The 20799-nt window shown below is 29.4% G+C and carries 20 protein-coding genes and 3 tRNA genes; 17 read left to right on the plus strand and 6 right to left on the minus strand.

Going from position 1 to position 20799, the window contains the following annotated elements; translation table 4 throughout:
* Positions 1 to 48 precede the first annotated feature (48 nt).
* The 13 genes from alaS to VBM88_RS01830 all read left to right on the plus strand — a co-directional run bounded on the left by alaS (position 49) and on the right by VBM88_RS01830 (position 13252).
* Positions 49 to 2673: an alanine--tRNA ligase gene (alaS, locus tag VBM88_RS01770; protein WP_323680295.1), complete on the plus strand. Its 2625-nt coding sequence runs from the start codon at positions 49 to 51 to the stop codon at positions 2671 to 2673.
* A complete protein-coding gene (gene ruvX, locus VBM88_RS01775; protein ID WP_257089359.1) occupies positions 2661 to 3101 on the plus strand; it encodes a Holliday junction resolvase RuvX in 441 nt (146 codons plus the stop codon). Before alaS ends, ruvX begins: the two co-directional genes overlap by 13 nt.
* A complete protein-coding gene (locus tag VBM88_RS01780; RefSeq protein ID WP_257089361.1) occupies positions 3101 to 3757 on the plus strand; it encodes a BC85_0335 family putative methyltransferase in 657 nt (218 codons plus the stop codon). Before ruvX ends, VBM88_RS01780 begins: the two co-directional genes overlap by 1 nt.
* Positions 3758 to 3820: 63 nt before the next feature.
* A complete protein-coding gene (greA, locus tag VBM88_RS01785; protein ID WP_257089363.1) occupies positions 3821 to 4315 on the plus strand; it encodes a transcription elongation factor GreA in 495 nt (164 codons plus the stop codon).
* A gap of 23 nt (positions 4316 to 4338) precedes the next feature.
* Positions 4339 to 5025, plus strand: coding sequence for a hypothetical protein (locus VBM88_RS01790; RefSeq protein ID WP_257089365.1), 687 nt, complete (start codon positions 4339 to 4341; stop codon positions 5023 to 5025).
* Between the two features lie 114 nt (positions 5026 to 5139).
* Positions 5140 to 5931, plus strand: a complete 792-nt coding sequence (locus VBM88_RS01795; protein ID WP_323680296.1) for a hypothetical protein — start codon at positions 5140 to 5142, stop codon at positions 5929 to 5931.
* A 197-nt stretch (positions 5932 to 6128) separates the two neighbouring features.
* On the plus strand, positions 6129 to 8942 hold the full coding sequence (gene secA, locus VBM88_RS01800; RefSeq protein ID WP_323680297.1) for a preprotein translocase subunit SecA: 2814 nt from the start codon (positions 6129 to 6131) through the stop codon (positions 8940 to 8942).
* 61 nt (positions 8943 to 9003) lie between these two features.
* The gene (locus tag VBM88_RS01805) at positions 9004 to 9615 is read left to right on the plus strand and encodes a hypothetical protein (RefSeq protein ID WP_323680298.1); all 612 of its coding nucleotides are present in this window, start codon (positions 9004 to 9006) and stop codon (positions 9613 to 9615) included.
* 185 nt (positions 9616 to 9800) lie between these two features.
* Complete coding sequence (locus tag VBM88_RS01810) at positions 9801 to 11420, plus strand: ABC-F family ATP-binding cassette domain-containing protein (RefSeq protein ID WP_323680299.1); 1620 nt, start codon at positions 9801 to 9803, stop codon at positions 11418 to 11420.
* Between the two features lie 2 nt (positions 11421 to 11422).
* Positions 11423 to 12103 carry a 16S rRNA (uracil(1498)-N(3))-methyltransferase gene (locus VBM88_RS01815; protein ID WP_323680300.1) on the plus strand — a complete coding sequence of 227 codons (681 nt, stop codon included), beginning with the start codon at positions 11423 to 11425 and terminating at the stop codon, positions 12101 to 12103.
* 172 nt (positions 12104 to 12275) lie between these two features.
* Complete coding sequence (gene rplM / locus VBM88_RS01820; protein WP_257089389.1) at positions 12276 to 12710, plus strand: 50S ribosomal protein L13; 435 nt, start codon at positions 12276 to 12278, stop codon at positions 12708 to 12710.
* A gap of 2 nt (positions 12711 to 12712) precedes the next feature.
* On the plus strand, positions 12713 to 13111 hold the full coding sequence (gene rpsI, locus VBM88_RS01825) for a 30S ribosomal protein S9 (protein ID WP_257089391.1): 399 nt from the start codon (positions 12713 to 12715) through the stop codon (positions 13109 to 13111).
* Positions 13112 to 13175: 64 nt separating this feature from the next.
* Positions 13176 to 13252: transfer RNA gene (locus VBM88_RS01830), tRNA-Ile, on the plus strand.
* Positions 13253 to 13424: 172 nt separating this feature from the next.
* Here VBM88_RS01830 and VBM88_RS01835 read toward each other — a convergent pair.
* Together VBM88_RS01835 and VBM88_RS01840 are read right to left on the minus strand one after the other, a co-directional pair.
* A tRNA-Lys gene (locus VBM88_RS01835) sits at positions 13425 to 13500 on the minus strand.
* Positions 13501 to 13508: 8 nt separating this feature from the next.
* Positions 13509 to 13594, minus strand: a tRNA-Leu gene (locus VBM88_RS01840).
* A gap of 111 nt (positions 13595 to 13705) precedes the next feature.
* On the opposite strand from VBM88_RS01840, the gene VBM88_RS01845 reads away from it, so the two are divergent.
* Positions 13706 to 14692, plus strand: coding sequence for a ribose-phosphate pyrophosphokinase (locus VBM88_RS01845; RefSeq protein ID WP_323680301.1), 987 nt, complete (start codon positions 13706 to 13708; stop codon positions 14690 to 14692).
* On the plus strand, positions 14682 to 15368 hold the full coding sequence (gene rsmG, locus VBM88_RS01850; RefSeq protein ID WP_323680302.1) for a 16S rRNA (guanine(527)-N(7))-methyltransferase RsmG: 687 nt from the start codon (positions 14682 to 14684) through the stop codon (positions 15366 to 15368). Before VBM88_RS01845 ends, rsmG begins: the two co-directional genes overlap by 11 nt.
* A 722-nt stretch (positions 15369 to 16090) precedes the next feature.
* Here the strand turns inward: rsmG and der are convergent.
* The 4 genes from der to VBM88_RS01870 form a co-directional block, all read right to left on the minus strand.
* A complete protein-coding gene (gene der, locus VBM88_RS01855; protein WP_323680303.1) occupies positions 16091 to 17401 on the minus strand; it encodes a ribosome biogenesis GTPase Der in 1311 nt (436 codons plus the stop codon).
* Positions 17394 to 18080, minus strand: a complete 687-nt coding sequence (cmk, locus tag VBM88_RS01860) for a (d)CMP kinase (protein WP_323680304.1) — start codon at positions 18078 to 18080, stop codon at positions 17394 to 17396. Before cmk ends, der begins: the two co-directional genes overlap by 8 nt.
* Positions 18081 to 18090: 10 nt before the next feature.
* Positions 18091 to 18486 carry a hypothetical protein gene (locus tag VBM88_RS01865; RefSeq protein ID WP_323680305.1) on the minus strand — a complete coding sequence of 132 codons (396 nt, stop codon included), beginning with the start codon at positions 18484 to 18486 and terminating at the stop codon, positions 18091 to 18093.
* Between the two features lie 87 nt (positions 18487 to 18573).
* Positions 18574 to 19353: a hypothetical protein gene (locus VBM88_RS01870; RefSeq protein WP_323176649.1), complete on the minus strand. Its 780-nt coding sequence runs from the start codon at positions 19351 to 19353 to the stop codon at positions 18574 to 18576.
* 136 nt (positions 19354 to 19489) lie between these two features.
* On the opposite strand from VBM88_RS01870, the gene ftsY reads away from it, so the two are divergent.
* The gene (ftsY, locus tag VBM88_RS01875; RefSeq protein WP_323176648.1) at positions 19490 to 20539 is read left to right on the plus strand and encodes a signal recognition particle-docking protein FtsY; all 1050 of its coding nucleotides are present in this window, start codon (positions 19490 to 19492) and stop codon (positions 20537 to 20539) included.
* Positions 20529 to 20759, plus strand: coding sequence for a sigma factor-like helix-turn-helix DNA-binding protein (locus VBM88_RS01880; protein ID WP_257089415.1), 231 nt, complete (start codon positions 20529 to 20531; stop codon positions 20757 to 20759). Before ftsY ends, VBM88_RS01880 begins: the two co-directional genes overlap by 11 nt.
* Positions 20760 to 20799 lie beyond the last annotated feature (40 nt).

Genomic DNA, 20799 nt, shown 5'->3' on the forward strand with positions numbered 1-20799 from the left:
ATTTTTACTTTTATTTCAAAGAAATAAAAGAACATAAGGAAGGTAAGTATGAATTCAAAACAAATTAGAGAATCATGATTAAAGTTTTTCGAATCTAAAGGACACTTTGTTGTTCCTTCAAAAAGTTTAGTTCCTCAAAATGACCCATCATTACTTTGAATCAATAGTGGTGTTGCAACTTTGAAAGATTACTTTTCAGGTAAAAAAGAAGCTCCTGCAAAAAGATTAACTAACTCACAAAAAGCAATTAGAACAAATGACATCGAAAATGTTGGTATTACAGCTAGACATCATACATTCTTTGAAATGTTAGGAAACTTCTCAATTGGAGATTACTTTAAAAAAGAAGCTATTGATTTTGCTGTTGAGTTTCTATTAGATGTTCTAAAACTTGATAAAGACAGATTATATTTCACATACTACTATGAAGATTTAGAAACTAAAAATTACTGAATGGCTCACGGTTTTGACGAATCACACATGATACCAGGTGGCAAAGATACTAACTTCTGAGAAGTTGGTTCAGGTCCTTGTGGTCCTAACACAGAAATTTTCTATGATCGTGGTGAGAAGTATGATTCAAGAGGAATCGAGTTACTTAAAGAAGACATTGAAAATGACAGATACATTGAAATCTGAAATATTGTGTTTTCAACATATAACTCAAATGGTGAAGGTGAATATACAGAATTAAAGCAAAAAAATATTGATACTGGTGCTGGATTAGAAAGAATTGTCTCAATTATGCAAGATGCACCTACAAACTTTGATACTGACTTATTTTTACCTATTATTCACAAAATCGAGAAATTCACAAATTATAGATATGATACAAACAATTACTTTGTAAATGATAAAGATCAAACTTTAATGAACTCATATTTTAAAGTTATCGCCGATCACATGAGAACAGTAACTAATGCTATTGCTGATGGAGCTAAACCATCTAATGTTGGTAGAGGTTACATTTTAAGAAGATTAATTAGACGCAGTGTTTATAAAGCTATGCAATTAAATATTCACGAACCTTTCTTATACAAACTTGTTGATGTGATTAAAGAAACATTACCTTTTGAATATGATGTAAATCCAATTAAAAAAGTTATTGAAGATGAAGAATTAACTTTTGCTAAAACTATTGAAAATGGAAAACAAATTCTATCTGACTTTATTGTTGAAGATTTAAAAGTTTTCCCAGGAGACATTGCATTTAAATTATTCGAAACATATGGTTTCCCTGTTGAATTAACTGCAGAAATTTTAGCTCAACAAAATATCCAAATTGATTATGAAGCTTTTGAAGCAGCAAAACAAAAACACGCTGAAATGAGTAAAGGAATAAAAGTTTCAGGAATGGATAAAGTGATCAACTCATTAACTTTAATCAAATCAAAAGTTGATGAATTTATTGGTTATGAATACACAAAATCAGTTTCAAACATTTTATACTTACTAGATACTGAAAAAGAAATTGAGCAAGCTAACGGAATTTCATATGTCGTGCTTGATAGAACTCCTTTTTATGCAACTAGTGGTGGTCAAAAACACGACCGTGGTTACATAAAACAAGGTACAAATACAATTTTAATCTTAGATGTTTTCAAAGATAAATTTGGAAACCACATTCACAAAGTTGAAGGAAAAATTGTTAAAAACTTATCTGTAGAGTGCTTTGTTGACGAAACAATTAGACTAGGTCTTGAAAGAAACCACTCTGGAACACACTTATTGTTCAGTGCACTTAGAAGTGTTTTAGGAAATCAAATTAAACAATTAGGTTCAAATAACAATGAAGAACGTTTAACATTTGATTTACCAGCTGATACAAGACCTACAAAAGAAGAAATTAGAGCAATCGAAAACTTAGTTCGTGAGTACATTAAGATGGACGCTGTAAGACATTACTTGAATATGACTACAGACCAAGCTAAAGAAATGGGTGCAATTATGACTCTTGAAGAACAAGAATATATGAACCCATTAAATGTAAGAATTGTTAAATTTGACAATATTACAGCTGACTTATGTGGAGGTACTCACTTATCAAATACAGCTAAATTGGAAAACTTCAAAATTACAAACGTTGATAAGAAAGCTGCTGGTGTATATAGAATTAGAGCTATTTCATCAAATGCTTTAGTTGATGAGTTTTTAGATCAAGAAATTGATAAATTAATTATTGAAGCAGAAAAATTAATTGACAAAAACACTAAGCTACAAGCTTCATACAACTTTGATTTAAATATTCCTACTGCAAAAGAAGAAGCAATTGACTACTTAGAAGAAACAATTGAAAAACTTAAAGAAGACAATAAGCAAATTCAAAAAGATTTACAAAATTCATTTGAATTTGATTATGACTCAATTGAAGTTTTAACAATAAATGGAAACAAAGTTTACGTAAATCAAACAGTTGATAAATCAAACATTAAAACAGTAGCTTCTACATTAAGAGAAAAATACAACGACATTTTAGTTGTGCTTACATCAAATGATGAAACCAATCCAATGATTGTTGTAGCTTCAAAAGAATACAATTCAAATGCTATTGCACAACAATTATTTGCAAAACTTAATGGACGTGGTGGAGGAAACGCTATCTTATCTATGGGTAAAGTCGCAACTGCTAATAACTTAATTGCAGCATTAGAAGAGATTACATGAGAAAAATAGGTCTAGATTTAGGGACTAAAAGTTGTGGAATTGCAATCACTGATGAAAGTGAAATCATTGCATCAGGAATAGAAAACTTTAAATTCGAAGAATATAAATTTACCCAAGCTCTTGACAGAATTAGCTACTACATTAATGAAGTTTATAAAAACAAAATCGATGGAATAGTGCTTGGTTACCCACTTAAAATTAGTGGAGATAAGAGTGATAGAACTTTAATGGTTGAAGATTTCAAAAAGCAACTTGAAGAAAATTTTAACTTACCTGTTTTATTGGTTAATGAACAATATTCAACTAAAAAAGCCCATGAGACTATGATTGAAGCCGGTTTAACTAGAAAGAAAAGAAAAGATCATAAAGATAAGCTTGCAGCACAAATCATACTTAATGATTATTTAGATTACTATAAACATAAATGAGGTAAATAATGAGTGATACAACAAGAACGATTTTAATGGTATCTGCAATAGTTGTGTTTGTTTTAGGTATTGGTATTTACATTTGGTTAAATATTTACTCAAGAAAGATTCGTAAAAAATATTTAGCAAAAGCGCAAGCTGAAGCACTTGTTCAAATTGAATCTTTACGTAGTGAACTTGGTGTATTACCTTTTGATATTAAAGACTTCCTAAAATCAAAAGCAAACGATTTAGACATTGAAGGTATTATTAATACAATTTATCAAAATCATTATCAAAATTGTTTAATTATCGATGAAAAAGATATGTTCCCAATAGTTGCAATTGACTCAAAAACAAAATCAAATATTTATTATTTAAACTCAAGTTTAAATAAAGACTTATATGATAAAGTTAAAGAGAATTTTGGTGATGAAGCTGGTAAAGGAATAATAGAATATAAAGATCAAGAATTAGATTTTGTTGCGATTTTACGTACTGAGCAAGACATAAATGACTTATATGATAAGTATGTTCACAAGATGCAAAAAGGTATGTGTATTATTAGTTTTGATAATGCAAAAAGATCTGAAATTAAAAGATTAATTTCATTACTTAGAATGTCTTCAATCCCATATGAAGTATCATTTTTAAGTTCTAAATTTCTTTTTATAGTAAAAAGATAAAATCAGACTAAAATAAAATATAATTAAATTAACTTTTCTCAAAATAACATAAGGAGAATGATTATGAACAATGAAGAATTAAAAGGTGTTGTTTACCTATCGCAAGAAACTTACGATAGATATAAAAAAGAATATGAACATTTAGTTAATGTTGAAAGACCTGCTGTTCAAGCTGCCTTAAAAGAAGCTAGAGCACAAGGGGACTTATCAGAAAACGCTGAGTATGATGCAGCTAGAGATAGACAAGGTGCTGTTGAAGGTAGAATTAGCGAATTAGAACAAATTTTAGATAATGCAAAAATTATTGAAGCTAAAGATGAGTCAACACAAAACACAGTTGGAATTGGTACAACAGTTCAATTTGTTAAAAAAGACACAAATCAAGTTAAAGAAGTTACGATTATGGGTACACACGATACAAACCCATTTGAAAATAAAATTTCAAACAAAAGTCCACTTGCAGTAGCAATGATGGGACATGTAGCTGGTGATGTTGTTGAAGTTGATGCACAAACAAAATACATGATTGAAATTTTAAGTGTTAAATTCAGTAATTAAGCTGAATTTTTCTTTTCTAATTTATGGAACTACATAATTCACAAAATCATAATTCTTGCTCTAATAAAGAATTAATATGAATTGCAAATTCAAATAAACAACAACAAACTAGACATAAACACAAACAAAATCTTTTCACAATAAAAAACATAGCTTACTTAGCTATGTATATGGCAATTATTGTAATTTTAACTTTTACACCCTACACAGGATATATTACGATTGGTGTTATATCAATAACAACTGTTCCAATTGTTATTTTAATTGCTTCAATTCATTTAGGTATGATCGGAACTTTATGAAGCACGCTGTCATTTGGATTTTGATCTTGAATAGGTTCGATTGTTTTAGGGTATCCAATTTTCAATAACATCTTATATTCATTTGTACCAAGAATCGCTTTATCTTTATTTTTAGTAGGAGCATATTATTTATGCTTTAAAATAGGTAAATTCAATATATTCACAAGTACAATCTTTGCTTTCTTAATTTTTGCTGCCAATACATTATTTGTTTCAATTTTTATTTTTATCGGAATTCAATTCATAGGCATAAAAGAAGTATCATCACCATCAGTATGATTAACATTAATTTGAGTAAATATGCTAGTTGAATGATGTGTTTTAGTAATAATTTCAATAGCAATTTATCCATTTTTAAAATGAGTTTATAGACAAAATGTGATTAATAAAGTTTCGTTAGGATATTAGATAACTTTGAGAGCTCGACGAGCTCTCTTTTTACTTAACATTCAATAACTATTTATTTTTAATTATTTTATGTAATAGTTGATATTATTTAAATATTAAGAAAAGGAATCAAGAATGATATTAATGATTATTTATTATCTATCCTGACTGATAGATGGAAAAATGAGATTTATATGACATAAACTGTTTGACATTATACAATTAATTGATTTAGGCACGAAAATACGTCCTGAAATTTTTGATTACTTAAAAGAAAAATTTCTTAAAAGATTCAAATTCGAACAGATATTATTAATCGTTTTTCTTGTAATCATCACAATATCGGCTATACACACAATTATTTCGATAATTTTGGCATGCATTTATTTTGCTAAAATAAATACTATCACTAGTTTCTGTTTCTACACAGGATTACCTGCTTCTATTATTTTAGTATGTGAGGGTTCTTGGCTTTTGGGTCTTTGAATATGAGATAATCTAAAATCATATTTGGATGATTATATAAATTACTTAATACCAGAATATTCAAGTAAGAATGCAAAATTATCCAATGAAAATTTATATGATAATTTAATCCTAAATGCTCATTCCGAAGTTCATTTTTTAATAAATGAAAAGACAAAATTTAAAACAGTGTGGCCTTCAGTTAGAGTAGACATATCTTCAGTGTTATTTCCTTGAATGCATATTAAAATTAAATTTTTAAAGAAATCAAAAACTAAGAAAATAGATGTTTATTTAGCAATGTTATTATGTGGTGATGGTATGTGAAAACTTAGTAATATTAAATTAAAACCCGAGATGTTCCATTATGAGTATAGGAGATCTGTGCTTGGTGAGAAAATTAAACTGCCAAAACGAAAATTTACATTAGCAAATAACTACAAACAAGATTATGATTTTTAGTTCAATTTTATATCTAAAAATCGTTAAAAATAAATGGTGTAAAACTTTATTTTTAACTAAATATTCATACAATAATTATTAACCTGAAAATTACTTTTTCAATACACACATAGTGTTAAAAGTCAAAAAGACCCATTCAACTCATAAAAGTTAATAGGTCTTTTTTATTTTATAAATAAAAAAGTATAATTAAACTTATGAAAAGTTGAAAACAATTATTAGACTTCAAAACATCAGAAATGCGTATTGCTGAGAAAGCTTTAAAGAAAATTAATCAGCTTGAAAGCATAGTTTCTAAGTTTACAGATGAAGAACTTAAATCTAAAACAGAATACTTTAAAAAGCTATTAGAAAAAGGTTATTCATTAGAAGACATTCGTAATGATGCTTTTGCAGTAGCTAGAGAAGCAACAAAGAGAGTTTTAGGTAAAAGACCTTATGACGTTCAAATATTAGGTGGATTACTTTTAGATTTAGGTTCAGTAGCTGAAATGAAAACTGGTGAAGGTAAAACAATTACATCTATTGCTCCGGTTTACTTGAATGCTCTTTTAGGTAAAGGTGCGATTGTATCTACAGTTAACGAATACTTAACTGAACGTGATGCAACCGAAATGGGTGCTGTGTTTAATTTCTTAGGACTTACTGTAGGGATTAATAAAGCACAAATGAATGAGGATGATAAAAGAAAAGCTTATGCAGCTGATATTACTTATTCAGTTCACTCTGAACTTGGGTTCGATTACTTAAGAGATAATATGGTCTCAAATAAGAATAACAAAGTACAAAGAGGACTTCAGTTCTGTTTAATCGATGAGGTTGACTCAATCTTAATCGATGAAGCTAAAACACCTCTTATCATTTCAGGTGGAGAAAAAGATGATACAGCAGCTTACTTTGCTGCTGACCAATTCGTTAGAACTCTTGGTCCTGAAGATTACATAATTGATGAAGAGTCAAAAGCTGTAGCACTAACACACTCAGGGATAGCTAAAGCTAATGAGTTTTACAAAACTGATGGACTTTATAAAATTGAAAACTCTGAAAATGTTCACTTAATCCAAAACGCGTTAAGAGCACATAAAATTATGCGTATTGATGTTGAGTACATTGTCCGTGAAGGAAAAATCGAATTAGTTGATGCATTCACTGGTCGTATAATGGATGGACGTAGCTATTCAGAAGGGCTTCAACAAGCTATCCAAGCCAAAGAAATGGTTGAAGTTGAACCTGAAACAAAAACTTTAGCAACCATTACTTATCAAAACTTTTTCAGAATGTTCAAAAAGCTTTGTGGAATGACCGGTACAGGAAAAACTGAAGAGCAAGAATTCATTGATATCTACAATATGAGAGTTAATGTTGTTCCTACAAATAAACCAATTGTTCGTGTAGATGAACCTGATTCAATTTTTGCAACTGCTAAAGCAAAATGAAATGCAGTTGCTGACAAAATTGAAGAACTTTACAAAAAAGGTCAGCCAGTTTTAGTTGGTACTGCTCAAATTGAAGATTCAGAAGTTATTCATAGACTTTTAACACATAGAGCAATTCCTCATAGAGTTTTAAATGCTAAACAAAATGCATCTGAAGCTGAAATTATTTCGCATGCTGGTGAAGTTAAATCAGTTACTATTGCCACAAATATGGCCGGTCGTGGAACTGACATTAAGCCTACAGCTGAAGCTTTAGAACTTGGTGGATTATACGTTTTAGGAACAGATAAAGCTGAATCAAGAAGAATCGATAACCAGCTAAGAGGGCGTTCAGGACGTCAAGGAGATGTTGGTACAAGTAAATTCTTTATTTCTATTGATGATCAATTAATGCAGCGTTTTGCGAACTATGAAAGTTTCAGAGAAGCTTACTCAAAAGATGGTGACAAAGAAGTTACTAATAAACAACTTAGATTTGCTTTCAATCACGCTCAAAAGAAAATTGAAGGTTTCAACTATGACTCACGTAAATCAGTTTTAAATTATGACGACGTTATTAGACAACAACGTGACTTAATTTATGCTCAACGTGATTTAATCTTATACAGCAGTGACATAGTGTTTATCGTTCAAAGAATGATAGCATCTGCTGCTAGAACGATTGTTAGAAGTGGTGAATATAGATTGCATAATAACGTTTATCATTATGAAGCTCTTGTAGAATTTTTAAATGAAAACATTGGTAAATTCATTAAATTCCACTTTGATATTAATGACATTTCAAAAGTTCACGAAACAGATTTACCAGAATATATTGCTAACATTATTCTTTCAATTTATCAAGATTGAGAAAAGAATGCAATAGAAAACACTTCAGAAGAAGAGTTAATAAGACACTTAAGAGCACTTATTTTAGGTACATTAGATGAAAAATGACAAAGTCATATCAACTTAATGGACAAATTACGTTCAAACGTTAACTTAGCTCAATATTCACAAAAGAACCCTTACCAAATTTATACAGAGGAAGGGACAAAAGCTTTCTACAAAATGATTGATGATATTGCTTATGGAGTGCTTTTAAAAGTCTTCTCAGACAGAATTGGAATGAAGACATTATTCACAAAACAAATGAAAGCTGACCCGATATTCCAACAAATTCTTTCATCATTCAGAATTGATCCATACAAATCAATTGAAGAGCAAGAAAGAGTTGTTGTTGAAACTTACGAGTTAATTAAGAAAAGAATGGAAGACCTAGAGCAACAAAAGAAAGCTGAGCAAGAAAAATTAGCTCAAGCAGCTAATGGACCAATTGAAGTTCCGGTTGAAAATCAACTACAAAATCAAGAAGTAGTTAGATTAGATGAAAAACCAAAAAAAGTTAAAAAACAAAGTAATAAAACTAATAAAAATATTGCTATAAATCTTGATAATAAACTTTATAATTGTAGTAATATTGCTTATATTAAAGATAATGAACATAAAATTAGTCGTTCAGTAGCTCTTGCACCAAAAAGAAGACAACCACAAAGACCAAGGCTAAATATCAATGTTTATGTAAAACATAAATAAAAATTGTTCAAAATCATAAATTTATTAAATCTAAATAGTTTGAAAATAAAAGGAGATCCTTATGGCACAAGTAGAATTAGAAGTTAAATTAGATGGAAATTGTAAAGTATGTAAATCACCAAGAATTCAATGTGTTTGTTTATCATGTCCTTGTTTAGGTGGAAAATACCACGTTGAACAAATGACAATTGTTGAAGAAGTTAAAAATGATGATGTATTAGTAGAAGAAACTGTAGTCGAAGATGAACAACCAGTTGAAGAAAAAGAAACAGTTGTATATTCAGAAGTAAAAGAAGAACCTAAAGAAGAATACGTTTATGTTGAATCAGACTTAACACGTGAAGAAAATATTATCGAACCTGTTGGTGGACACAGTTGTGGTGGACACTGCTTAGCAAACAGAAACGCTAATATGGTTAAAAGAGAAGCAGAAGTTGTTTACAGCTCATCAGCATTAGCTAAAGAAGAATGTGGATGTGAAGAAGAAAAACAAACATGCTGTGAAGGTGAATGTAACTGTGAACAAGTTGAAGAAAGAGTAGAAGTAGCAGTTAGAGAAGTTACAGAACAAGTAGTTGAAGAAGTTATTGTTCAAAACTATTACACATTACATCCAGTTGCAAACAAATTCAGAGAATACAGCGAAGAAGTTATTACAGAATTCAAAAAATAATTTATCTTTCACATAGCAAATTTGCTATGTGATTTTTATTTTTATGGTATTATTTTTAGGAGCCGACATCGAAGTGAAAACTTAGATGTGTACTGCCTTCAATTTGAAGGTTTTTTTATTCAAAATAATATAAAATATATAAATCATTAATTTATATATTGTTAATTAAAAAAAAGGAGCTAAATATGATTGAAGTTCAAAATTTAAGCAAGATTTTTAGTGATAAAAAATTATTTGAAAACGTAAACTTAAAATTTACAGAAGGTAACACTTATGGAATTATCGGTGCTAATGGTGCTGGTAAGTCAACATTTTTAAAAATAGTTGCAGGTGACATTGAACCATCAGGTGGAAATATTGTTATCGAGAAAAACAAACGTATTTCTGTCTTAAGTCAGGATCATAATGCATATGATGATTACAATGTTACTGAAGTTGTAATTATGGGGAACACTGATTTATACAAAATCAAAGAAGAGAAAGATGCAATTTATATGAACCCTGATGCAACTGATAAAGATTATGAAAGAGCAGCTGATTTAGAAGAAAAATATGGTATGTTAGGTGGATGAACAGCAGAAAATGATGCGCAAGAACTTTTAAGTAACTTACATATACCTAAAGAAAAATGAGAAGCTCCAATGAGAGAGCTTACAGCTAATCAAAAAATAAAGGTTCTTTTAGCTAAAGCATTATTTGGAAATCCTGATATTTTAATTATGGATGAACCAACTAACCACTTAGACCTTAGAAGTATTAGATGACTTGAAAACTTCTTGATCGACTACCCTAACGTCGTTATTGTAGTTAGCCACGACAGTGACTTCTTAGATGCTATCTGTACACATATTGTTGACATTGATTACAATGAAGCAAAAATTTACACAGGTAACTATTCATTCTGAAAACAAAGTTCAGAGTTAGCTAGAGAAATGATGAAGCAATCAAATCTTAAAAAAGAAGCACAAATCGAAAAACTTAAAGAATTCATCGCACGTTTCAGTGCTAATGCATCTAAATCAAGACAAGCTACATCACGTAAAAAAGCTCTTGAAAAAATTTCACTTGATGAAATTAAACCTTCAAATAGAAAATATCCATTCGTTCGTTGAGAAATGAACCGTGATCACGGTAAACAAATTTTAAATGTTGAAGGTTTAACATACAAAAATGATAAAGGTGAAACTTTATTTGAAAACGTATCATTCTCACTGAAACCAGGTGAAAAAATGGTTATTGTTGGAGAAGATGACATTGCTAAAACAAAATTATTAGAATGTTTACTTGGCATTAACAAACCAACTTCAGGATCAGTTGAATGAGGGCAAACAATTACACCTTCATACTTCCCTAATGAAAATAGTAAATACTTTGATACAGATGAAAACATTCTTGAATGAATTTCTAAGTGACCACTTGAAAATAAAGAAAAAGAAAACAGAGAAAATGATGATGCTAGAATGCGTGGGTTCTTAGGTCGTATGTTATTTAGCAATGATTCAGTATTCAAAAAAGTTAAAGTAACTAGTGGGGGAGAAAAAGCTAGATTAATGTTCTCAAGAATGATGCTTCTCGAATCTAACTTTATCATCTTAGACCAACCATTAGATCACTTAGATGCTGAAAGTATTGACTCAGTTATTGAAGGTGTTAAAAACTTCAAGGGTGGAGCAATTTTCACAACATATAACAGAGCATTTGTTAACCAGTGTGCCGATGTTATTTTAGAACTTCAATCACCTACAAAGAGCTTCTTATTCAGAGGTTCTCTTGAAGAATATGAAGAAATTATGCAAGATAACTAATTATGAATAGATTTTTTGTAACAGAGAAAAACAATGACTCTTTTGTTTTATCAAAAGAAACATTAAAACATCTTCAAGTTATCAGAATAGACACAAAACCTTTTATTTGTGTTTATAATGAAGAATTTTATGAATGTGTATTAGATAATAATGCAGCGAAAATAATTAAAAAAATAGAACAAAATCACGAACATAAATACGAAGTTGTTCTTGCAATGGCTGTAATTAAGTTGGATCGTTTTGAATGAGCGCTACAAAAAGCTACAGAACTTGGAGTTACAAAAATAATTCCACTAAAAACTCAATACACAAATCACGACTTACTTAAATTTAATAAATTTAGCTCAAAATATGAAAGATTTAAAACTATTTTGCAAAATGCAGCTGAGCAATCATTCAGAAATAAAATTCCAGTTTTAACTGAATTAATGACATTAAAACAAGTGTTAAATCTGCCAATTCAAAATAAATATATAGCGCATGAAAAAATTGATATTTCATCAAATTTACCACAACCAATTGATAGTGATGTTATTTTCTTAGTTGGACCTGAAGGTGGTTTTTCAGATGAAGAAATCAATTTAGCTGCAAAAAATAATGTAAAAGTTGTTTCATTAGGTTCAAGAATTTTAAGAGCAGAAACAGCAGCAATTTTCATGTTATCGCAAATGAAAATTGATTAATAAAATTAATTAAGAAAATATATAAAATACCTAGACTATAGGTCTAAAAAACATAATAAACCATATGTAAAAAAATGAGTATAAAAAAACTTATGTGGTATAATAAATAAGCAATTTATAAATTTATAAACCGAGATAAATTTTTTATTATTAACGTATATAGGAGGATAGCGTGAGACAAACAACAATAGTTAATACTCAACAAGCTAACAAAAAATGATATGTTATTGATGCTGAAGGACAAGTATTAGGGCGTTTAGCTGCTCAAGTTGCATCAATTTTAAGAGGGAAAAACAAACCTACATTTACACCTAACGCAGATATGGGTGACTTTGTTATCATCGTAAATGCAGAAAAAGTAGTTTTAACAGCTAAAAAAGAAGAAAACAAAATTTACTACTCACACTCAGGATACCCAGGTGGATTAAAAAGCATTACAGCAGCAAAATTAAGAGTTAAAAGACCTACAGCTTTAATTGAAAAAGCAGTAAGTGGAATGATTCCTCACACAAAATTAGGAAACAAACAACGTCGTAGTTTATTTGTGTATGCTGGACCAAACCACAAACACGAAGCTCAACAACCAGAAAGATTAGAGGTTAAATAATTATGGCTAAAGAAACAGTTATGTACCGTGGATTAGGAAGAAGAAAATCTTCAGTTGCTCGTGTTAGATTAACACCAGGTAAAGGTAAATTTGTTATTAACAACCGTGAAGCTAGAGAATACTTAACATCTGACATTTACTTAAAAGATGCTAACCAACCTTTTGTTTTAACAGATACATTTGGAACATTTGATGTTAGTGTAAACGTAAGTGGTGGTGGTCTTAGTGGTCAAGCAGGTGCTATTAGATTAGGTATTGCACGTGCTTTATTAGAAGCTAACCCTGAATATCGTTCAGCTTTAAAAGTAGCTGGAATGCTTACAAGAGATGCTCGTGCTAAAGAACGTAAAAAACCAGGTTTACGTGCAGCACGTCGTGCAAGACAATTCTCAAAACGTTAATAAAATTAATAATATTTTGTACTTCTGTTTTTATAGTTTTATGCTATAATAGAAGTACATTTATGCGAGCGTAGCTCAGCTGGTTAGAGCACACGACTGATAATCGTGAGGTCGATGGTTCAAGTCCATTCGTTCGCACCATTTCATAAAGATGACCTTATTTTACCAACTAGAAATAGTTGGTTTTTTTCTTGCTCTTTTTTATAAATTAAAGAAATTGTTTTTTTTACTTATCTGGCTAGCTCACTACTGTAAAAGTAAAAAAAGGAATAAAAAAAGAACCTTTCAAGGTTCCTCGGTCAATTTCTTGAAATGGTACGTCCTAGAGGATTCGAACCTCTGACCCAATGGTTAAAAGCCATTTGCTCTACCTGCTGAGCTAAGGACGCACATTTTTTGGTGCCCAGGACTGGACTTGAACCAGCACGGTATTGCTACCGAGGGATTTTAAGTCCCTTGTGTCTACCATTCCACCACCTGGGCATTTCTTTTTGCTTGAATATTATAACACAGAAAAAATAAAACAAAGTATTTTTTTAATATTTTTATTTAAATAATAAAGCAACAAAAAGGGTAAAATATAAATGAGGAAAAATGAATAAAGATCAAACAGTTATTTTTGGTATGCATAATTCAGAAAAATTAGCTAAAAAGATTTCTGAACTTGTTAATATACCACTTTCAAAAGCGACAAGAACAGTTTATACTGATGGTGAATCCATGTGAGTAGCTGAAGAAACTGTTAGAAACAAAGATGTTTACATCATTGCTTCAACGTCAAAACCTGTAAATGATAATTTAATGGAATTATTGTTATTTATTGACTCACTTAAAAGGGCAAGCGCAGGTTCAATTAATGTATGCTTAAGTTACTATGGCTATGCTCGTCAAGATAGAAAAGCATCAGGAAGACAACCGATTGGAGCTAAATTAGTTGCTAATTTACTTCAAGTAGCAGGTGCTACTAGAATGATTTGTGTTGACTTACATAACCCTTCAATTCAAGGGTTCTTTGATATTCCTGTCGATGATTTAAGAGCACAATATCCACTTGCATTAGCATTAAGAAAACTTAATACATCATTCACAGTTGTATCTCCAGACCACGGTGGAACTGTAAGAGCTAGAAAACTTGCTGAATTAATAGCAAACACAATTAAAATTACAATTATCGACAAGAGAAGAAATGCTGATAATCAAACTGAAGTAATGGGTATTATTGGTGATATCAAAGGTCAAAATGCAGTTATTGTGGACGATATTATTGATACAGGTGGAACAATTAAAAAAGCGGCACAAACATTAAAAGATAATGGTGCTAATAAAATTATTGTTGTTGCAACACACGGTGTGTTTTCAAAAGGGTTTGATATTTTCGAAAATGACCCTAACATTGAAAAAGTTATTGTTACAGACAGTATTGATAACAATGAATTACTAGAAAAATACTCAAAATTACAAATTGTTTCATTAGGTGAATTTATAGGAAAAGTGATTAATGCATCTCTAAATGGTGGAAGCATTACAAATGTATATGCAGAAATAAAGGAACAAATAAATAATTACAATTATGAGAAGTAAAGAACTTGTTAGAGAATTATGCATTGAAAATAACTGAGATTTTAGTTTATTTGAAGCTTATGTTAATCTAATTGAAGAGAAAAACAAAGTTATGAATTTAACTGGTTTTTCAGATGAAAGACTTTGAAATGAAGGTATTTACGAATCTTTAGTATTTATGATTGAAATCACTAAAGACTTACAAAGTGGAACTATTTTAGACATTGGAGCTGGAGCAGGTTTCCCATCAATTCCATATGTGTTAACAAAGCCTAAAAACAAAGTGGTTATATATGAACCACTTTTAAAAAGAGTTAACTTCTTAAACGAAGTTATTGAGAAGTTAAACTTATCAGATTATGTAACTGTTTACAAATATAGAGCTGAAGATGTAAAGGAAACTAATCAATTCGATGTTGTTACAGCAAGAGCTGTAGCGACTGTAAAAGCTTTAAGTATGGCTGCTTTACACTTAGTTAAAGTTAATGGTTCATTATCTTTATTAAAAGGTAAAAAAGCTAATGAAGAACTTAATGATGCAAAGAGCATTTTAAAAGATGTTAAAGTTCAATGTTCAATAAGGCCTTTCATTGATGAGAATATTGATAGAGAAAATTACATTGTCTCAATTAAGAAATTAGAAAATACACCAAAAAGATTTCCTTATTTATGAAAAGATATTAAGAAGGTTAATTAATTTATTCAAAGATAGCGTTAAGCTATCTTTTTTATTTTAAGTTTATTTTTCATGTTGTTAAGAGAGTTTTATGTGTCGATAAAAAATGGATGACTGTCATTTGATCATCCATTAAATTCATCTTATCTAATAATTACTAGAATAGTTTTTTATGAATAGCTATTGATACTACAACAATTGTACAAATCGAGAAGAAAAATCCTACTATGTATAAAATTACGACAGTTATGTTGGTATTTCAAATTCTAATTGTACCAATGATTTGCATAACAAATAAGCTATACTAATTCCACTAATTAAAAGTAAAACAAGAATCACAACAGGGCTCACACCAGCAGCATATCCTCCATTAGCTGACAAGAGTAGTGATAAAATTAGAGTAATAATTAAAAATCTAATTAAAATTCATAATACCAATATAGGCACTGATAAAAAATAATGCTTTCGCATTTCTTAAATTTCCTTTCAAGATATTAAAATTTAATATCTATTTTTACTTGTTGCAAGTAAAAATAATACTTTTAAGTCAGTGATTTCAAAACAAAATTACTGAAATAACTTATAAGAGAAGATTTAAGGACTAATAAAACTAAATTAGCATTCAATCTTCTAATTGCTATTCAAAAAAAGCAAAGAAAAAAGTTAAAAATATTCTATTTTTTCACAAAATGTGTAAAAAATGCATATGATCGAAATCATATGCATAGTTTAACAAGATTTAACTATTCAATAGCATCTTTCTTGTTTTTGAAGTTCATTTTAATAGGGCAACCTCTAAAATCAAATGTTTGACGCAATTGATTTTCAAGGAATCTTTGGTATGAGAAGTGCAAGTATTTTTTATTGTTAACAAAGAAAGTGAATGTAGGAATTTTTGCTTTTTCTTGTCTTGCAAAGTAGATATTTAATCTACCACCATTGAATGGAATAGCAGGTTGAATAATTTGAGTTTCTAAGATCAAGTTTGATAATAATGATGGTTTGATTTGACGTTCTAAGTTTGTTCTAACTAAGTTAATTGTGTCATAAAGTTTGTTTAATCTTTGATTGTATTTAGCTGAAATAAATACAAATGGAACTCATGGAACAAAGTGGAATTTGTTTCTAAGTCTTTTTTCATATTCAGTCATTGTATTTGTTTCTTTTTCGATTAAGTCTCACTTGTTGATTACAATGATAACTGGTTTTTCATTATCTAATGCATAACCGATAATTCTTGAATCAAAGTGTGAAACTTCTTCTTGTGAAGCATCAATAACGATAAGTGATAAATCAGCTTCTGAAAGTGAGTTCATAGCACGCATAAGTGCATAGTGATCAACTGATTCAACTAATTTTGACTTCTTAGTTATACCAGCAGTATCAATAACATTGTATGTTTTTCCATCAATATCAATTAATGATGTAACTGAATCACGAGTTGTACCGGCAATATCTGAAACAATTGAACGTTCCTCTTTAGCTAAATTGTTTAAAAGTGAAGATTTACCTGCGTTAGGTTTTCCGATAATAGCTAAATTAAATGCATCGATTTCTTCAGGGTCTGAATAATCTAAAACTTCAATACATTTAGTTAAAACATCCCCGATTCCTTCTCCGTGAAGAGCTGAAATTGGATAAATGTGATCAACTCCTAAACTATATCAAGAGTAATCGAATTGTTGAGTGTCTTCAAGTTTGTTAGCTACAGCAATGATTGGTTTTTTAGATCTACGTAAAATGTTCATAATGAATAAGTCATCATTTGTAATTTCACTAGTTCCATCAAATAAGAAGATGATTGCATCAGCTTCTTCAATAGCGATTTTAGCTTGGATTTGAATTTGTTCTTGGAATGGTCTGTTTTCAATTTCAATTCCACCAGTGTCAATGATTTTAATTTCGTGACCAGTTCAAACAATACGTTCGTAAAGTCTGTCACGTGTGACACCAGGTTCATCGTGCACAATAGAAACTTTTCTTCCTACAAGCTTATTGAAAAAAGTACTTTTCCCTACATTTGGTTTTCCTACAATTGCAACTGTATTACGCATTTTGTTCCTTCTTTGCTTTTAATTTTTGGTTAACAATATCAATAATTTTGTTTTCAACTTCTTCAGTTGTTAGTTCAGTACAATCAATATAAATAGCATCTTCTGTTTTGTGTAATGGATCAACTTCTCTATAGATATCTTGTTGATCACGCAATTCAACTTCTTTTAAAACCTCTTGGTAGTTTGTGTTGTAACCTAATATTTTGTTTTGTTCATATCTTCTTTGCGCTCTCACTTCTGGTGTAGCTCATAAGAAAATTTTAACTTCAGCATGAGGTAGAATTCTGAAAGTTGTGTCTCTTCCATCAATGATATAACCCTTATGTCTTAAAGTCATATGTTGAATAAATTTAACAACAAATGCTCTAACTTCAGGTATTTTAGCCACAGTAGGAGTAACTTTTGAAATATAGTCAGCTCTAATTTTGAGTGAGATATCATTTCCATCTAATAAAGTTATATCGTTAGGCAATAACTCAATGTTGATTGTTTCAAGAGATTTAATTACACCTGCTGTATCAGTTGTTAAAATATTGTGTTCAAGAGCATTTAATGTGATCGCTCTATAAACTGAACCACTGTTAATAAAAGTGTAATGTAATCTTTGAGCAAGATTTTTTGAAACAGTTGATTTACCAACACCGTTCGGACCATCAATAGCTATATTAACTTTTCTCATATTTACCTCTTTAAAGTTTTATTTTATTTTTATTGATTTTTGTACTTTTTGTATCTGCCTGTTTATTGTTCTCTGGATAAAGAGAATTTAGGACATATTTTAATTCAGGTAGATTATTATCGAAAATTACATAATCATCCATGAAGTCAATTGAATTGATTTCAAGATTTAATTCAAGCTTATTTAATTGCTCTTTGATTTTTAAGATTTGTTCATGAGGTTTATACAAATCTGATTTAGGTATTGTTTTAGTGTTTGAAATGGTGTTGATGTATTTCGGGATGAAAACAGAAGTGTTTGAAAATGTTTTATACAACCATTCGTATTCTTTTTTCAATTCTTCATCATCATTTATTGCAAGAATTTTCATTCTTTTAAATAATTTAGTTTCTCTATCAACACTCATTTTTACGTACCTCTTTAAATTCCTTTTTATTTTAGCATAATAAATTAATTATATTAATTTATTACAAAAAAAGAGCATTTAAGCTCTTTATGCAAACTTTTTAAGTACTATTTCCTCAAATAATTTTTCATCAATTTTGTTAATAACTGACACTTCTTTTTGTGCTGATTTAAGCACAAAAAGGATATATTCTTTGTTGTTGCTAAAATGTGAGGCTAACAATGTATCTTCTGTAAAAGTCACTTCATTTTGTTCATAAACTTTATTAACATATGGTGATTGTGAAATAAAGAAAATTGATTGATCTACAATTTTGCTTAAAAACATTTTTGTTCCAAATTTCTTAAAAAACAACATATTCCCAACTTGATCCTTGAATGTTACAGGTATGTTTCTTGAATATTTGTTTGCTCTTGTGAATGAACCAAGAATGTTAATGTCATATTTTTCGATATCAAATTCATCAAATTCTTTCTTAGAAATTTGAATTCTTGATTTTTGAACAAATACAATCACAATAATCATAAATGAAATTAAAACTGCGAGCATAACACAAGATAAATAGAATACTATTGATGAAACTGAAATTGCACTGAATGAAAGTGTTACTGTTTCGGTTGTTTTTGTTTTTTCATTAACTTGTGAACCAATTAATTTAATTACTTCTGTAGCATTTAAAACAAATAAAATTAAGCTAATTGCAAAGAAACCAAATCCAGCTAATGCTGAATAAATTGATTTCATTTGCATATCTTTGTATGCGAATCTACCCTTAATTAATTTAAGGTAATTGATTAATCTATATGCACAGTAATAAATGATTAAAGTAAATATTACTTGCATAGCTACCATTACTAAACTACTCATAAAATTATTTTACTATATTTAAATACCTATACTCAATATAAAGCACAAATATATTTTTATTTTTACGACTTGCACACTATGGTTTTTGTTTTATTTAGCTGATGTGATATTTTGATTTATAAAGTAAAATATAGATATGGGATTTTTTAAAAATTTAGTAAATAAGGTTTTCAATAGAAAACCTAAAGATGTTGAACAAGTTCAAGAAGAATTAGACAAAAAAGAGCATAAGAAAATAATCACAAGTGAGAAATTTAAAAAATATGAACAAGGTTTAAATTCTTCTGCATCATTTGGAAAAAAACTTTTAGAGCTACAAAATAGACACGTAAAACTTGATGAAGACTTTTTTGATGAGTTTGAAGAGCTATTGATTATGTCTGATATTAATGCTTCATTAGTTGATGTTATGGTAGAAAGAATTAAACAAGAAATTAGATTAAACAACATTGACGATCCAAAAATGATTGGAGAAATTGTTGCTGATCAAATGTTTACAATTTACACAAACAACTCAGTTGTTAACACAAATCTAAACTATGAAGTTGGTAGATTAAATGTTTTTGTTTTTGTTGGTGTTAATGGATCAGGTAAAACAACTTCTATTGCTAAAATAGCAAACAAATATGTTAAAGAAGGCAAAAAAGTTTTAATTGCTGCTGCTGATACTTTCAGGGCCGGTGCTGTTGATCAATTAGGTGTTTGAGCACAAAGAATTGGTGCAGAAATTGTTAAACCTGCTCACGAAGGGGCTGATCCTTCTAGTGTTGTTTATCAAGCTGTTTCTAAAGCTAAAGAAGAAAATTATGATTTATTAATCATCGACACTGCCGGTAGATTGCAAAATAAAGTTAACCTTATGAAAGAGCTTGAAAAAATGATTGGTGTTATTAGAAAATTTGAACCTTCAGCACCACATGAATCATTATTAGTTCTTGATGCAACTACAGGTCAAAATGGATTATCTCAAGCAAGAAACTTCAAAGAAATTGCTAACTTAACTGGGATTATTCTTACCAAAATGGATGGAACATCAAAAGGTGGAATTGTTTTATCAATTAAAGATGAATATGACCTTGATGTTAAATATGTTGGTTTAGGTGAAAAACTAGATGACTTACAAGAATTTGATCTTGAATTATTTATTTATCAAATGACAAAAGCATTAATCGATAATGAACAATAAGTCATTAGAAAACGTAATTAAATACACAGAGTTATTTGATAAATATGGTAATTTATTAACTCAAAATCAACAGCAAGTTTTTAAGTTATATTATGAACAAGATTTATCATATGCAGAAGTTGCTGAAGTCATGGCTACAAGTAGACAAGCTGCAACTGATGCAGTTAATAAAGCAATTCATAATTTGCTTAAAATTGAGGAAAAAATGAACAAAATGTAGATGCTTTTTGCATCTTTTTTTGTACAAAAAACACATCCAA

This window comes from Mycoplasma sp. 1232 (genome assembly GCF_034863345.1).
Taxonomy (GTDB): domain Bacteria; phylum Bacillota_I; class Bacilli_A; order Mycoplasmatales; family Metamycoplasmataceae; genus Mycoplasmopsis.